This is a genomic window from Comamonas testosteroni TK102 (assembly GCF_000739375.1).
GTDB classification, from domain to species: domain Bacteria; phylum Pseudomonadota; class Gammaproteobacteria; order Burkholderiales; family Burkholderiaceae_C; genus Comamonas; species Comamonas brasiliensis.
In genome coordinates this window covers 565,747-580,940 of the sequence record NZ_CP006704.1, presented here as the reverse complement: position 1 = coordinate 580,940, position 15,194 = coordinate 565,747, and the positions used below count along the sequence as shown (strand labels likewise).

At 63.1% G+C, this 15,194-nt stretch carries 15 protein-coding genes; 2 read left to right on the top strand and 13 right to left on the bottom strand.

What is annotated here, in order from left to right; genetic code table 11:
* Positions 1 to 77 precede the first annotated feature (77 nt).
* On the bottom strand, positions 78 to 1,160 hold the full coding sequence (locus tag O987_RS02660; protein ID WP_043370732.1) for a hypothetical protein: 1,083 nt from the start codon (positions 1,158 to 1,160) through the stop codon (positions 78 to 80).
* A 158-nt stretch (positions 1,161 to 1,318) separates the two neighbouring features.
* On the opposite strand from O987_RS02660, the gene O987_RS02655 reads away from it, so the two are divergent.
* The gene (locus O987_RS02655; RefSeq protein WP_003059077.1) at positions 1,319 to 2,014 is read left to right on the top strand and encodes a response regulator transcription factor; all 696 of its coding nucleotides are present in this window, start codon (positions 1,319 to 1,321) and stop codon (positions 2,012 to 2,014) included.
* Here O987_RS02655 and O987_RS02650 read toward each other — a convergent pair.
* Together O987_RS02650 and O987_RS02645 are read right to left on the bottom strand one after the other, a co-directional pair.
* Entirely contained in the window at positions 2,011 to 3,843 is a 1,833-nt protein-coding gene (locus O987_RS02650; RefSeq protein WP_043370730.1) for a hybrid sensor histidine kinase/response regulator, read from the bottom strand. The genes O987_RS02655 and O987_RS02650 overlap by 4 nt on opposite strands.
* Complete coding sequence (locus O987_RS02645; protein ID WP_043376030.1) at positions 3,827 to 4,240, bottom strand: YchJ family protein; 414 nt, start codon at positions 4,238 to 4,240, stop codon at positions 3,827 to 3,829. The genes O987_RS02650 and O987_RS02645 overlap by 17 nt, the downstream gene beginning before the upstream one ends.
* Before the next feature lie 123 nt (positions 4,241 to 4,363).
* On the opposite strand from O987_RS02645, the gene O987_RS02640 reads away from it, so the two are divergent.
* Positions 4,364 to 4,855 carry a DUF421 domain-containing protein gene (locus tag O987_RS02640; RefSeq protein WP_043370728.1) on the top strand — a complete coding sequence of 164 codons (492 nt, stop codon included), beginning with the start codon at positions 4,364 to 4,366 and terminating at the stop codon, positions 4,853 to 4,855.
* 3 nt (positions 4,856 to 4,858) lie between these two features.
* On the opposite strand, the gene O987_RS02635 is transcribed toward O987_RS02640, so the two are convergent.
* The 10 genes from O987_RS02635 to O987_RS02590 form a co-directional block, all read right to left on the bottom strand.
* Positions 4,859 to 5,650: an alpha/beta fold hydrolase gene (locus O987_RS02635; protein ID WP_043376028.1), complete on the bottom strand. Its 792-nt coding sequence runs from the start codon at positions 5,648 to 5,650 to the stop codon at positions 4,859 to 4,861.
* 163 nt (positions 5,651 to 5,813) lie between these two features.
* Positions 5,814 to 6,944 (bottom strand): acyl-CoA dehydrogenase family protein, encoded by a 1,131-nt coding sequence (locus tag O987_RS02630; protein ID WP_019042454.1) that lies wholly within the window; start codon positions 6,942 to 6,944, stop codon positions 5,814 to 5,816.
* Between the two features lie 45 nt (positions 6,945 to 6,989).
* Entirely contained in the window at positions 6,990 to 7,661 is a 672-nt protein-coding gene (locus tag O987_RS02625) for an SDR family oxidoreductase (protein ID WP_003059099.1), read from the bottom strand.
* A gap of 77 nt (positions 7,662 to 7,738) precedes the next feature.
* A complete protein-coding gene (locus O987_RS02620; RefSeq protein ID WP_003059100.1) occupies positions 7,739 to 8,368 on the bottom strand; it encodes an MSMEG_1061 family FMN-dependent PPOX-type flavoprotein in 630 nt (209 codons plus the stop codon).
* A complete protein-coding gene (locus O987_RS02615) occupies positions 8,365 to 9,477 on the bottom strand; it encodes a hypothetical protein (RefSeq protein ID WP_043370726.1) in 1,113 nt (370 codons plus the stop codon). Before O987_RS02615 ends, O987_RS02620 begins: the two co-directional genes overlap by 4 nt.
* Positions 9,478 to 9,584: 107 nt before the next feature.
* A complete protein-coding gene (locus tag O987_RS02610) occupies positions 9,585 to 10,769 on the bottom strand; it encodes an acetyl-CoA C-acyltransferase (RefSeq protein ID WP_003059103.1) in 1,185 nt (394 codons plus the stop codon).
* Between the two features lie 41 nt (positions 10,770 to 10,810).
* Positions 10,811 to 12,658: a bifunctional isocitrate dehydrogenase kinase/phosphatase gene (gene aceK, locus O987_RS02605; RefSeq protein WP_043370725.1), complete on the bottom strand. Its 1,848-nt coding sequence runs from the start codon at positions 12,656 to 12,658 to the stop codon at positions 10,811 to 10,813.
* 103 nt (positions 12,659 to 12,761) lie between these two features.
* Positions 12,762 to 13,424: a carbonate dehydratase gene (can, locus tag O987_RS02600; protein ID WP_003059108.1), complete on the bottom strand. Its 663-nt coding sequence runs from the start codon at positions 13,422 to 13,424 to the stop codon at positions 12,762 to 12,764.
* A 50-nt stretch (positions 13,425 to 13,474) separates the two neighbouring features.
* Positions 13,475 to 14,662 (bottom strand): isovaleryl-CoA dehydrogenase, encoded by a 1,188-nt coding sequence (locus O987_RS02595; RefSeq protein ID WP_003059109.1) that lies wholly within the window; start codon positions 14,660 to 14,662, stop codon positions 13,475 to 13,477.
* A 38-nt stretch (positions 14,663 to 14,700) separates the two neighbouring features.
* Complete coding sequence (locus tag O987_RS02590; RefSeq protein WP_019042456.1) at positions 14,701 to 15,159, bottom strand: PaaI family thioesterase; 459 nt, start codon at positions 15,157 to 15,159, stop codon at positions 14,701 to 14,703.
* Positions 15,160 to 15,194 lie beyond the last annotated feature (35 nt).

The following is a 15,194-nucleotide window of genomic DNA, read 5'->3' as shown; positions in this document are numbered from 1 at the left end:
GATGCGAAAAAGGCGCCCAACGGCGCCTAGTATCAAGAAACGGAGGGCGTGATTATGCGCTCACGCCCTTTTCGGGTTCAGGGGAAGGTCACTCCGGCGAGCGGATTGATCATCCACGCGCTGTTCTTGACGTAGATGGTGCTGGTCTTGTTGTCGGCAGTCATGATGCCGCTGAAATAGAAGAAGCCGTTGGCCGCATTGGCATTCATATTGCTCAGCTGGGTCGTGAGCGAATCACTGCTTGCCGAGGCCTCGACCAGATATTCGATGGCGCCATTCTGCGCCGAGCTTTTCTCGAAGACATCCACATAGTTCAAGTTCATCGGGTCGCCGCCCAGCCCCTGCGTGCCGCGGATGAACCAGCCGTCCGCACCCTTCTGTGCCAGGCGCGTTCTCATTTCTGCAGCATCGGCAGCCGAGGATGCGCTGCCGACCTTGTCGACCTGATAGGTATAGGTGACGCTGTCATTGCGCTTGGCATACAGGCTGAACAGCTCGTTGTTGACGATCTGGGGACCCAGATAGCGATAGCCTTCGGCGCCCTGGCCGTTGAGCTCCGTGGCAAAGGCTTCGGCGGTCGTGGCCACGGGCGTCACCGTCCGGTAGCTGAACTGGTCGCTGCGGCTGTTGTCCTTGACATAGACGCTGCGGATGTCGCTGACATCGCTGAACACGGCATCGGACTTGTACATATAGCCGCTGCTGCCCTGTTGGTTCAGCTGGGCCAGAAAGGCGGTGCGCGATGGCTGCGCTGCAGGATTGACATAGCTGAACTTGCGGCCTGCATGCGCGGTATCCGTGAGATAGAAGTCGCCGATCTCCGTACTGGTTGGGCTGATCGAGCCCGCCAGGGAGCTGAACAGCGCATAGCCGTCGGCACCCATGCTGTTGGCGGCATCCAGCATCTGCGCATGGCTGGTGGCCGTCTGGCCGCCCATCTTGTAGGTCCCCGTGACGGCCTGATTGCCGGTGCCGCCGCCGGTACCTCCACCATTGTTGCCGCCGCCGTTGTCCCCGCCTCCCGTATTGCCGCCGCCTTCGGAGCCGCCTCCTGAGCCTGCGCCGCTGCCTCCGTCGCCGCCGCCACCGCCACAGGCAGCCAGGGTGGAAATCAGCAGCAGGGCTGCGGTTCTACGGGTGATTTGCGTGAGAGATGGCACGGGCTTGCTCCTCAGTCCTGATGTTGGTTGAAAATGTCCATATCCCGACACTGAGAGATAAGCATCAGCGTCGTCTTACAGTCATTGTCGGAAGGCTTGCCACCAGTTGGCTCCCTACCGATGAGGGGTCTTTGTTACCAAGCCCCAAAGGAACGCTCATGCCCGATCTACCGCAAATTCTGAGCATTACCCAGCTGAGCGCGCCCCCCTATGCACTGGTGGTGGATGACCATCCACTGGTCGCCGAAGGCATGGCCCAGGTACTGATGACCAGCGCCGGCGTACGCCAGGTGCGCTGTGCTGCCCACGGCAACGAGGCCCTGGCCGTGATTGCTGCGCTGGGCGAGCCCGTCATCACCGTGATGGATTTCTGGCTGGAAGATGGCGCATCACTGGAGTTCGTGCACAGCATCCTGGCCTTGGCGCCCGGTACGCGCATCCTGGTGACCAGCGGCGACAAGCACCCGGCCATCGTCAACAAGGCCGCAGCCGCGGGTGTACATGGCTTTGTGCACAAGAGCAGCACGGCTCAGGTGTTCCAAATGGCCGTGCAAGCCCTGCTGTCCGGCCGCTCCTGGTTCGAGGCTCTGCCTCCCATTCCTGCCGCACCGCCAGCATCCGCTGCGGGCAGCACCTTGCACATGAGCGCCAGAGAGCTGGGCATCACGGCGCGTCAGTCCCAGGTGCTGAGCCTGTTGCTGCAAGGCAAGCCCAACCGAGCCATCGCACAGGCCCTGAACCTGTCCGAATACACGGTCAAGGAGCATGTCACCGCCCTGCTGCAACGCCTGGGTGCCAGCAACCGCGTGGCGCTGATCACACGCATGCGCGGCATCGAGGTCGATCTGGACTAGGCAGCCTGGCGGCTCGCCATGCAGCGCGCCAGCACGGCGTGCAGCTGATCGGGCTGCAAGGGCGTCGCCAGGGCCAGATAGCCCTGATCCTGCACCTGCTCCAGCACCGCCTCGTCACCGCTCATCAAGGCCCCGCTGGCCTGTGGATGCTCGTCCAGCAGCTGCATCAGGCAGTCCATTCCGCGGGCACCATCCTTGAGCCGCTGATCACACAGCACGAAGTCCGGCTGCCAGCCACCGGCCAGCAGTTGCTGCGCCTCGGACAGATCGGCCGCTCTTTGCACCTGAACGCCCCAACTCTGCAAGATCCGCACCAGCACCGGGGCCAGCTGTGCATCGCTTTCCACGACCAGACAGCGCCCTGACAGGGGGGCGAACCACGGCTGCCCGGACAAGGGCGGCGGCGTCGGCAGCGCTGACGAAGCCTGCCATTGCTCGGCATCTTGCGGCCAGCGCAGCCAGAAACAAGAACCCTTGCCCGGCAGCGACTGCACGCCATATTCCACGCCCAGACGTTGCGCCGCCAGCGCCACCACGGACAGGCCCAGGCCACGCCCGCGCAATGGTGCCGGCACGCCCTCTCTAGCATCGCGCAGCCGCCGGCCAGGGCTGCGATAGTGGCGCATGAAGACCTGCGCGCATTCCTGCTCGCTCATGCCGCAGCCGCTGTCCCAGACCTGCAGCAACCAGCGTCCCTGCCGACGCCGCAGCACCAGCAGCACCCCGCCCTCTTCGGTGTAGCGCAGCGCGTTCTGCAGCAGATTGAAAACCATCTGCCGCAGCAGCACCGCATCCGTACACAGCGCCGGCATATGGGCTGGCTGCCTGACGCGCAGACGCAGCCCGCGCTGCGCTGCGTCGCGCGCAAACAGGCGTTGGGCTTCGTCAAGCACCGCCTTCATGGGGACCGCCTGCCACTGTGGTGCGAAGCTGTCGCCCTCCAGGCGCGACAGGTCCATCAGGTCATTGAACATGGATCCCAGGTCGCGCGTGCAGGCCTGCATTTCCTGCAGCAGCTGCGCCAGATCGTCATCCTGATTGCGCTGATGAGCGGCTTGGAGCATCAGACCCATGGCATGCAGGGGTTGCCGCAGATCGTGGCTGGCGGCGGAGATAAACCAGTTCTTTTCGGCCAGTGCATTCTCGGCCTGCTCCTTGGCTTCGCGGTAGCGCTCTGCCAGCGCCTGGCGCTCCAGCTCATGCGCCATCTGCTGCTGCACAAAACGCCGTGCGCCCCAGGCGTGGCGGGCGAGTATGGCGCCATACAACAGCAGCAGCGGCAGCAGATAAGGACCTTTGTGCGGAAAGTAATGCAGCGTGCACAGCAGCATGGGCAGGTAGATGCCCGCCATGAAGGCCGCGAACACCTGCGGCACCGGCGCCAGAAAAGTGGCGGCCGATGCCATCACGCCGAGCAGCACCAGATAGATCAGCAGGCGCAGCTCGCTATGGCTTTCGCCCCAGGTAAATGCGAGCACGCTGACCCAGAGCAGGCCATTGATCAACGCGGCCAGCGCCAGCTGCCGCTGCCATGCGGTCAATGCGGCCTGCAGTCGTGGCGGCTCCCAGTCGCGCGCCGACCGCCACTGGCGATGCAGCGAGCGGCGGAACAGCAAAAAACCCAGTGCCATGAGGACCATCAGTCCCCACCACCAGGCCAGCCCTGCGCTGACGGCGGGACTGTTGCGGGTGCTGACCCACAGCAGCAGCGCCGGAATCAGCAAGGCCGCGATTTCGGAGGAGCCACGCGAAGCCAGTGACTGCAACAGGCGCAGACCGGCCTGCAGCCGGGTCAGCTCGGCCGAAGCACCTTCAGAACTGCTCGCCATCGACGTAGAACCAGCGCCCGGCATCGAGCACGAAGCGGCTGCGCTCATGCAGACGCACGGCGCGACCCGCCAGGCGGTAGCGGGCGACGAATTCGACCTCCGCCGAGGCCTCGCCGGTCGGCCTGAACTGCTTTACCTCCAATCCCAGCCATTTGGTGGCGGCATCGAAATCCAGCTGCGCCGGGCGCTGGCTGGCATGCCAGGTGGCTTGCAAGTATTCCTGGTTCTCAGACACGAAGGCCGTATAGCGTGAGCGCATCAAAGCCTCGGCATCGGGAGCGGGCCGGGTGTCCCAGTGATCGATATAGCGGCCGCAGCAATCGGCATAGGCCAGCGACCGATCCTTGGCATTCTTGCGTCCGCAAGGACAGTCCCGCTTTTTATCGGCTTCTTTCACAACTTTGGCACTCTTGATTGGCAATGCTGCATTGTCGGCCAAGACGAGCCCGCCGGCTTGCACAGTCGCTCGCCCCAGAGCACAGTAGCAGCAGTTCACAGCTCGCTGCTCAAAGGTCTGCCTATGTTTTCCATGCTGGTTCCCTGGTGGGAGTTCATGATTCGCGGAGTCTGCGTCTACCTGTTCCTGCTGGTGTTTCTGCGCCTGACCGGCAGGCGCCAGACCGGGCAGTACGCCCCTTTCGATCTGGTGCTGCTGCTGATTCTGTCCAACGCGGTACAGAACTCCATGAACGCGGGCGACAACTCGCTGATCGGCGGCCTGATCAGTGCCGCCACGCTGCTGGGCTGCCATGCGCTGCTCTCGCACCTGAGTTACCGCTTTGCCCGGCTGCGCAAGCTGGTAAATGGCAGGCCCAAGGTCCTGATTCACCAGGGCGTGGTGCAGCCCGGTCTGATGATGCAGGAGCAGATCACGAGCGAAGACCTGTCAGCGGCCCTGCGCGCCAATGGCTGTCTCAACGCGCATGAGGTGGAGCGCGCCACGATAGAGACCAACGGCCAGATCACCGTGGTGCTGCGCAAGCGCAGCATGGCCGAGCTCGGGGAGGCCTGAGCCTCAGTGCAGGCCGTCCAGGAACTGCCTGATGGCCGCGTTCACGGGTTCGGGGTGCGTGAGATTGGCCGCATGGCCTGCGCCTGCCACATCCACCCACTGGGCATGGGGCGGGCCCTTGAACATGGCGCGCGCGCGCTCCACGCCGATGGCCGCATCCTTGTCACCATGAATCACCAGTGCCGGCACCTTGATCTCGGCCAGGCGCGGGCTGATGTCGTCGCGCAGCGCCAGCGTCGCAAAGCTCTGCCCCAGATTGATCGGCGAGGCCTGCTTCCATTTGGCGCGCCACTGCGCAGCCCCGGGCCAGCCCTGGCCCAGGATCGTGTGCTCCACGATGGTCGCCATGTCGTCCGAGAGACCATGCTCCATCCAGGCCTTGAGCAGCGCCTCGTGGTGCGGCATCTGCTCGGGATCCTCCAGCATGGCCTGGGTGTCGATCAGCACCAGCGCGCCCACGACATCGGGGTGAATCAGCGCGCAGCGCAGCGAGAGATAGCCGCCTTGCGACATGCCCACGAGCACGGCCTTTTCCACGCCCAGGTACTTGAGCAGGGCGGCCAGATCGTCGGCCGAGTCGTAGTAGCTGAAGGCCTCGCAATGCTCGGGATCCGCAGTCTGCCCGTGGCCGCGTTCGTCCCAGCTGATGCAGCGATACTGCCCCTGCAAAGCCTGTATCTGCGGCTCGAACATGGTGTGATCCATGAGCAGGCCGTGCGAGAACACCAGGGCCGGGCCGCGCCCTCCCGTGTCCTCGTAGTAGATATTCTGACCATTGACCTGGGCAAAAGGCATGCCGGACTCCTGCTGCAAATGGTTGAAGACTCTGCAGGTTACCATTCCCGCTGAGCACATCCTAAGCAGGCCTTGTGACGTCGGCAACCGGCGCGTCCCCAGGTGCGCCACAGCGCCCCGGCGCGGCAGTTGACAAGGCCGCTCTTTTGCCCCCAGGAGCCCGTCAGGCCAGCGCCCGCTGGATCAGGATCTTCTGCACATCGCTGGTGCCCTCGTAGATCTGGCATACGCGCACATCGCGGTAGATGCGTTCCACGGGGAAGTCGCTCACCACGCCATAGCCGCCCAGGGTCTGGATGGCGGCGCTGCATACGCGCTCGGCCATCTCGCTGGCAAAGAGCTTGGCCATGGCAGCTTCCTTGAGGCAGGGAAGACCCGCATCGCGCAGGCTGGCGGCATGCCAGATCAGCTGACGGGCCGCTTCGATCTGCGTGGCGCAGTCGGCAAGCCTGAAACCCACGGCCTGATGGTTGAAGATGGGCTGGCCAAAGCTCTCGCGCTCCTTGCTGTACTGCAGTGCACATTCAAAGGCGGCACGCGCCATGCCCACGCTTTGCGCGGCAATGCCGATACGCCCGCCCTCCAGCGCCGACAGAGCAATCCTGTAGCCCTCGCCCTCGGCCCCGATCAGGTTCGCGGCGGGAATGCGGCAGTTCTCGAAATTGATCTGCGCCGTATCGCTGCTGTGCTGGCCCAGCTTGTCCTCCAGGCGTGCCACCTGGTAGCCGGGATTGCGGGTGGGCACGATGAAGGCGCTCATGCCCTTCTTGCCCGCCGCCTTGTCGGTGACGGCAATGACGATGGCCACATCGCCATTCTTGCCACTGGTGATGAACTGCTTGACGCCGTTGATCACGTAGTCGCCACCATCGCGCACGGCCGTGGTGCGCAACGCCGAGGCATCGCTGCCCACATGGGGCTCGGTCAAGCAGAAGGCACCCAGCATCTGCCCCTGCGCCAGCGGGCGCAGCCATTGCTCCTGCTGGCCGGCATTGCCGTACTTCATCAGGATGGCATTGACCGGGCAGTTGGTCACGCTGATGACGGTGCTGGTGCCGCCATCGCCGGCTGCGATTTCCTCAAGCACCAAGGCCAGGCTCACATAGTCCAGGCCCGCACCGCCGAGTTCCTCGGGCACGCAGATGCCATAGGCACCGAGAGCGGCCAGCCCCTGGTGCACCTCCTTGGGGAACTCATGTTCCTTGTCCCAGCGCGCGGCATGGGGGGTGATCTGCTCGCGCACAAAATCGCGCAAAGCGTCGCGGATCATTTCCTGGTCCTGGTTCAGCAGCATGTTGTCTCCGATATTTATAGCTATATGCCCTTTGTTCAGCCTGGGCTAGGCGTCTAGAAGCTGGATGTATCTGCCGTCGTGGCGCAGCAGCTGACCACGGTCTTCGGGCTTGACCTGCGCCAGGGCCTGCATCAGCCCCTGCACGCTTTGGCTCACCGACAGCGGGGCCGCAGCACCGCCCATCTCGGTCTGCACCCAGCCCGGGTCCAGCGCCAGCAGTGTCAGGCCCGGCCATTGGCGGCAGGCCGAGACCACGGCCATATTGAGCGCAGCCTTGCTGACGCGGTACAGCCAGGCGCTCTCGTCCGCATCACCCAGCAGGGACATGCCGCTGGAGAAGGCGCCGATCACGCCGCCGGCCTCCTGCACCATGGGCGCAATCTGCGGCAGGGCCTGCATGAAGCCCAGCACATTGCTGTGCATCACCAGATCGAACTGCTGCTGGGTAGGCGGCACGCCTGCGTCATGACCGTCCCAGACACCGGCCACGTACAGCGCGATATCGATGCTGGCCCCTTCGAGCTGCCAGGCCAGGCCGCTGACGCTGGCCGGATCGGCCAGATCGACCTGCAGCACCCGGGCACCGCGTGCCTGCAGATCGGCCTTGTCCTCGGCCTTGCGCACGGTGGCAATCACCTGATGGCCTTGCGCCAGATAGGCCTCGGCCAGGGCTCGGCCCAGGCCGCGCGACGCGCCCATGATGAGTATCAAAGCCATAGCTTCTTGCGCCTATGAATATGAGGTTTCAAGGTGTTTTTCATTCAGAATCCTTTCATGAAAAGCGCAAGCAGCTATCAATTTTTCTTGATCTGCTCGGCGGCAATCATGGCCCCATAACGGGCCACCATGCTTTCCTGCGACTCGGGCTGGGCCGTCAGCCCCATCTGCGCATGGATGATCTGATTGAGCGAGGGCATGACGTTGCGTGCCACCCTGGCCTCCTCGCTCCACAGGCGCGAGCGCATCAGCGCCTTGGCACAGTGCAGATAGGCTTCCTGCACATGGACTTCGATCACCAGCTTGGGGCGGAAATGGTCGCTGGCGAACAAGGCCGTGTAATGCGCCTCGTCGCGCAGCTGGGCGCTGCCGTTGACGCGCAGGGTTTCGTCAAAGCCCGGCACAAGGAACAGCAGGCCCAGGCGCGGATCGTCGAGCAGATTGCTCAGGCTGTCGAGCCGGTTGTTGCCGCCCGCATCGGGAATGAGCAAGGTATTGGCATCGGGCGCCTTGACGAAGCCCGGCTTGCCGCCGCGCGGCGAGGCATCGAGCAGGGCCCCGCCGGCACCGCCCGTGGCCATGACCAGGAAGGGCGACAGCGCGATGAAGCGCAGACAGTGCCTGTCGAGCTCCCACTGCTGCTTGAGCAACGCGCGCTCGGCCGGAGGGTCATACAACTGCATCAGTTGCTCGCGCGATGTGATCATGAGGCCAGCACCTCCTCGGGACGGTCATTGCGGTGGATGGCTGCGTACAGCGACAGGAACTCGTTCCAGGAAGGGTCGAAGCTCACGCTGAGCTCGCCCTCCAGATCCGGCACATGCTGGCGGCCCAGCTGTCCGGCCAGCTGCACCGCATGGGCCGGGTCCTCCACATAGTAGGTGGCCACGCGGGCACTCATGTTTTCCACGCGCGAGAAGGCCAGAATGCCGCGCTGCTCGCGGCTGAGCTGCTCGTCCAGCGCATCCTGGGCATCGCGCACGCCGTCCAGCTCCTGCTGGCTGGAGAAGCTGAAGCGCCACTCCATGAAGTGCGACAGATCGGCGCGCGTGGCCACGGCATTGGCACCATCGTGAAAGGTCAGGATGTCGGGGGCTGCGTCCTCGTCGGCATCCTGCGCGCGCACTTCCAGAGACAGCCAGCGGTCGCTGTCCTCCTGGGGGAATTCATAGCTGCGGCCCAGCTGCTGGCGGATGAAGCCATCGAACAGCGGCGGAAACTCCGACAGCAGCGCGGAGCCGTAGACATCGGCCGCCGCCTCGTCGACAAATTCCACCGGGCCCACGCGCACCGAAAAATCCCACTCGCCCAGTACATGGTCCAGCATGATGAAAGCCATGTGCTGCGCATGCTCGGCCATGTCCCGGGCTATGGGCTTCTCGAACGAGAGCTTGAGCCCGATGATGCCTCCCGCATCGTAGTAGCCCACGCGGATATCGGAGCAGGCCAGCTCGAAGCCGTCCATGCGCATGCCGAAATTGCTGCCCAGTGCGCGACTGCGAAACGCCTGCACGCTGTAATGCTCGAAACGTGGCGCCTGGCGCACCAGGGCCTGCGCATTCTCGAACTGCGCCGTGTTGCCATGGGCAGAAATCACCAGACGGGAGCCGGCTTCGCCGAGCTTGCCCTCCAGCTCCATGCTCAGGCCCGGCGCATATTGCTGCAGCAGCTCATTGGAGCTCTCCACAAACTCCTGACGATCGAGTTCCGCCAGCTGGCTCAGCTGGTTGGAAAAATCGCCCCAGAAAGCATCAATCTGCTGCGGCTCCAGCGGCTTGATGGTCTCGCTCTCGTCGTGGTGAATGTCTGCGCTCATGAATGATTTCCGCAATGTGAACTGCACACATTCAGCGCGAATGCGTGCAATCCGTTGAACATGCGTTCACTGTAGAGCAAACTGGTGACGATTCTGAGCAAATGACGTCAGATCAGCTCAACGGCCATGGCCGTGGCCTCGCCGCCGCCGATGCACAGCGTGGCCAGGCCCTTCTTCTTGCCGCGTGTCTTCAGCGCGTGCAGCAGGGTGACCAGAATGCGCGCGCCGCTGGCGCCAATCGGGTGTCCAAGGGCGCAGGCGCCGCCGTTCACGTTGACCTTGTCATGCGAGACCTTGAGATCGGCCATCAGCGCCATGGGCACCACGGCAAAGGCTTCGTTGATCTCCCACAGATCCACATCCTCCACGGCCCAGCCTGCCTTCTTCAGCGCCTTCTCGGTCGCGCCGACGGGCGCGGTGGTGAACCACTCGGGAGCCTGCGCAAAGGTGGCATGCGAGACGATGCGCGCCAGCGGCTTGCAGCCCAGCTGCTTGGCGGTGGACTCGCGCATCAGCACCATGGCGGCAGCGCCATCGTTGATGCTGGAGCTCGACGCCGCCGTGATGGTGCCGTCCTTCTTGAATGCAGGCTTGAGGCTGGAGATCTTGTCCAGCTTGGCCTTGGCCGGGCCTTCGTCAACGCTGACGGTCACGTCGCCCTTGCGGGTCTTGACGGTGACGGGCGTGATTTCGGCGTCAAAAGCACCGCTTTGCGCGGCGGCCTGGGCGCGCTGCACGCTGGCAATGGCAAACGCATCCTGCGCTTCGCGCGTGAACTGGTATTTGGCGGCGCAGTCCTCACCGAAGGTGCCCATGGAGCGGCCGGCTTCATAGGCGTCTTCCAGACCGTCGAGCATCATGTGGTCGAAGATCTTGTCATGTCCCATGCGGTAGCCGCCACGCCCCTTCTTGAGCAGATAGGGAGCATTGGTCATGCTCTCCATACCGCCGGCAATCATCACCTCGCGGCTGCCGGCGATGAGCTGGTCATGTGCCAGGATGGTCGCCTCCATGCCCGCGCCGCACATCTTGGACAGGGTCACGGCGCCCGTACTCTGCGGCAGACCGCCCTTGAAGCCGGCCTGACGAGCCGGAGCCTGGCCCTGGCCGGCCATCAGGCAGTTGCCGAACAGCACTTCCTCCACCAGCTCGGGCCGGATGCCCGCACGTTCGACCGCGGCCTTGATGGCGGCGCCGCCCAGATCATGGGCAGCCAGATCGGAAAAATCGCCCTGAAACGCGCCCATGGGAGTGCGGGCTGCGCTGACGATGACTACGGGATCCTGATGCATGGTTTGTCTCCTTGAAAAATGGATGGATGTGATCTGCCTCTTCAAACGAGGCTATGGGCGGAACTCTCGAAACGCTGCGTGTCCAGTCCTGCGTCGCCGGCATGCAGAAAGCGGCTGCGCTCATAGGGAAACACGTCCAGGAAATGGCCGTCACGGATGCGGCTCTGGTGGGCACGCCAGAAGTCTGCCTCCAGCAAGTCGGCGTGATGGCGCATGAAGATGTCGCGCACGGCCGGGTGGCCCAGCAGAAAAGGACCGAAGGTCTCGGGAAAGACATCCCTGGGGCCGACCGAGTACCAGACGTCGCCCGACATCTCCTCTTCCTCAGTGCGTGGCTGCGGCACCTGGCGGAAATTGCAATCGGTCAGGTATTCGATCTCGTCATAGTCGTAGAACACCACCTTGCCGCCGCGCGTGACGCCGAAGTTCTTCCACAGCATGTCGCCGGGAAAGATATTCGTGGCGACCAGGTCCTTGATGGCATTGCCGTATTCGAGAATCGCCCGCTCCATGGCTGCGCGACGCTCCGGCTTGGTGTCTGCTTCCGCCAGACACTCCATCAGGAACAGGTTCAGCGGCACCAGGCGGCGCTCTATGTAGAGGTGGCTGATGATGACTTCCATCTGCCCGTCGCCATCACGGTCGCTGATCTCGATCTGCTCGGGGGCCTGGGCCTGCAGCTCGGCCAGCAGTTCGTCGCTGAAGCGCTCCTCGGGAAAGGCCACCAGGCTGTACTCCATGGTGTCGGCCATGCGACCGCCGCGGTCATGCTTCTTGACCAGCTGGTACTTGGCCTTGACCTGAGGACGCGAAACATCCTTGCTGCTGGCGATACGGTCCTTGATGAGCTTGAACACATAGGGGAAGCTGGGCAGGTCGAACACCAGCATGACCAGGCCCTTGATGCCGGGCGCGATGCGCAACTTATCGCTGGAATGGCGCAGATGATGCAGAAAGTCGCGGTAGAACAGGGTCTTGCCCTGCTTGGCCAGACCCAGGGCGTTATAGATTTCCGCCTTGGGCTTGCGCGGCATGAGGCTGCGCAGAAAGCTCACATAGGCGCTGGGCACTTCCATCTCCACCATGAAGTAGGCGCGCGCAAAGCTGAACAGCGCATGCAGGTCGTCCTCGCCGAACAGGGCCGCATGCAGTATCAGTTGCTCCTGCTCTCCATGCAGTATGGGAATCGCCAGCGGCAGCTCGGTATAGCCGGTGATGATCTTGCCGACCAGATACGCCCCCTTGTTGCGGTAGAACAGGCTGGACAGCACCTGGAGCTGGAAGTTGGCCCTGAGCGTCAGGCCTGCCAGCCTCTCGCGTATGCGCTCGGCCAGCAGATGCACGTCGCGCGGCAGGTTTTCGAAGCTGCATTGCAGCTGCAGCTGCTCGAACAGGGTCTGCAGCGTACCCTCGAGCTGGGCGAGATTGCCCGGGTAATAGGCGCGGTAGATGGGTACCGCCCCCGGCGCGGTGTTTTCGAGGTATTCGGTGCTGACGGCCGCACGCACGAAGATGAAGTCGTTCTGGAAATGCGTGCGGTGCAGAATCTTGGTGGTGACCGAGTTGAAGAAGGTCTCGGCCAGCTCGGGCTGCAGGTGATCGACCATCAGGCCGATGTAATGGAGCTTGACCTGCTGCCAGACAGCCATGCTCTGCAGGCTGGCGGAAAACTCCTCTTCCAGCCTCTGGATGCAGGCACGCACCTGGCGGTCGTAGAACTCTATGCGTTCACGCTGAGCCTGCTGCTGGCCCGGCCAGTCCATGGCCTCGAAGCGTTGCTTGGCCCGGGCAGCCTCCGCACTGAACATGCGGTAATGCTGGTTGTAGCCGTGCATCAGGGCCTGCGCAATCGCATAGGCCTCGGGGGCGTCCAGTCGTTGCGGAAACATGGCGGGCCAGTCGCTCCAAATAAGTGATCAGCACTCTCAAGCGGAACAAGCGACACCGGTCTTGGGTCCGCCTGAGGGCGCTGCAACTGCGCAGCGGCAGCGATCAGTCACGCTTGCGCGCAGCGACCTTCTCGACAGCCTTGTTGTAGACATCCTCCAGACCGCCCACGCCTGGCACGGTCATTTCGAGGTTGGTGATGTGGCCGTTGTTGAGGCTGTAGCACCAGCCGTGCAGGGTCACCTTCTGGCCGCGGGCCCAGGCGTCCTGCATGACGGTGGACTGGGCCACATTGACCACCTGCTCGATGGCATTGAGCTCGCACAGCACATCGTGGCGGAACTGGGTGGAGATACCTTCCAGCAGCTTGATGTGCTTGTCGCGCACGTCGCGCACGTGGCGGGTCCAGTTGTCCACCAGGCCCAGGCGCAGATTGTTCAGCGCCGCATACACGCCGCCGCAGCCATAATGGCCCACCACCATCAGGTGCTCGATCTTCAGATGATCGACCGAGTACTGGATGGTGGACAGGCAGTTCAGGTCGCTGGGTACGACCACATTGGCCACGTTGCGGTGCACGAAGACCTCGCCAGGCTCCAGACCCGTGATCTGGTTGGCTGGCACGCGGCTGTCCGAGCAGCCTATCCACATGTATTTGGGTTTTTGCTGCGCCATCAGTCCGGTAAAGAAACCAGGACGATCACGCTCCATCTGGTCTGCCCATTCGCGGTTGTGGACAAACAGTTCTTCGATGGAGGTCGTTGTCATGAAGCTATCCTTCTTTTTGTGGTTGAAAGAACGGCGCAGCTCCCGCTTTTTCAGCAGGTTTCAGCAAACAGCTCGCGGCCTATGAGCATGCGGCGAATTTCGCTGGTGCCAGCGCCAATCTCGTAGAGTTTCGCATCTCGCCACAGGCGACCGAGCGGATACTCGTTGATATACCCATTGCCGCCATAGATTTGCACGCCTTCGCCGGCCATCCAGGTGGCCTTTTCGGCGCACCACAGGATGACGCTGGCGCAGTCCTTGCGAACCTGGCGCACATGCTCGGTTCCCAGAAGATCCAGGTTTTTAGCGACCGTATAGGCAAAAGAGCGGCCAGCTTGCAGCACGGTGTACATATCTGCCACCTTGCCCTGGACCAGCTGGAACTCGCCGATGCTCTGGCCAAACTGCTTGCGGTCGTGGATATAGGGGACGACATTGTCCATGACGGACTGCATGATGCCCAGCGGGCCGCCGGTCAGCACGGCGCGCTCATAGTCCAGTCCGCTCATCAAGACCTTGGCGCCCATGTTCAGGCCGCCCAGTATGTTTTCTGCGGGCACTTCCACGTTCTGGAACACCAGCTCGCCCGTGTGGCTGCCGCGCATGCCCAGCTTGTCGAGCTTTTGCGCGATCGAGAAGCCCTGCATGCCCTTCTCGATCAGAAAGGCCGTGACGCCGCGCGCGCCCATCTCCGGCTCGGTCTTGGCATAGACCACCAGGGTGTCGGCATCGGGCCCGTTGGTGATCCACATCTTGCTGCCATTGAGCAGGTAGTAGCCACCCTTGTCCTCTGCCTTGAGCTTCATGCTGATCACGTCAGAGCCGGCGCCGGGCTCGCTCATGGCCAGAGCTCCCACATGCTCGCCGCTGATGAGCTTGGGCAGATACTTGGCCTTTTGCGCCTCGCTTCCGTTGCGATTGATCTGATTCACGCACAGATTGCTGTGAGCGCCATAGGACAGGCCCACGGAGGCACTGGCGCGCGAGATTTCCTCCATCGCCACCATATGCGCCAGATAGCCCATGTCGGCACCGCCATATTGCTCGGAGACGGTGATGCCGAGCACGCCCAATTCGCCGAACTTGCGCCACAGATCCATGGGGAACTGGTCGCTGCGGTCGATCTCGGCCGCACGCGGAGCAATCTCGATCTGGGCAAATTCACGCACGGCATCGCGCAGCGCATCGATGTCTTCACCGAGCTGGAAGTTCAGTCCTGGCAGATTGGCAAGGCTCATGGTTGTCTCCTGTAGATATGGTCTGATGAATCGTCTTGTCAGTGCTGTATGCCTTCGCGCTGCTGCACGCACATCAGGGTGCAGCTCATCGTGGCAACCAGCTTCTCTTTTCCCTGGTCAATCGCAAATGCCTTGCCTTCGGATACGGTGATGGTGCGCCCGGGCTTGATGACCCGGCCCTCCATGCGAAAGCGCTGGCCCTTGGCCGGGGCCAGCAGATTGATCTTGAATTCGATGGTGAGCACTGCGGCATCCATTGGCATCAGCGTCAGCCCCGCATAGCCGCAGGCCGAGTCGAGTGCAGTGGAGAGCATGCCGGCATGCAGAAAGCCGTGCTGCTGCGTCAGGCCCGCAGCCCAGTCCAGGCAGATATCCACAGCGCCAGGCTCCACCAGGGTCAGCTCTGCACCGATCGTGGCCATCGCGCCTTGCTTGGCAAAGCTCTGTCTCACCCTATCGACGAAATCACGAGACTCGGTGCTACCTGCAGCAGACATGGGCAATTCTCCAGCGAAGCGCTTCAATTGACGTT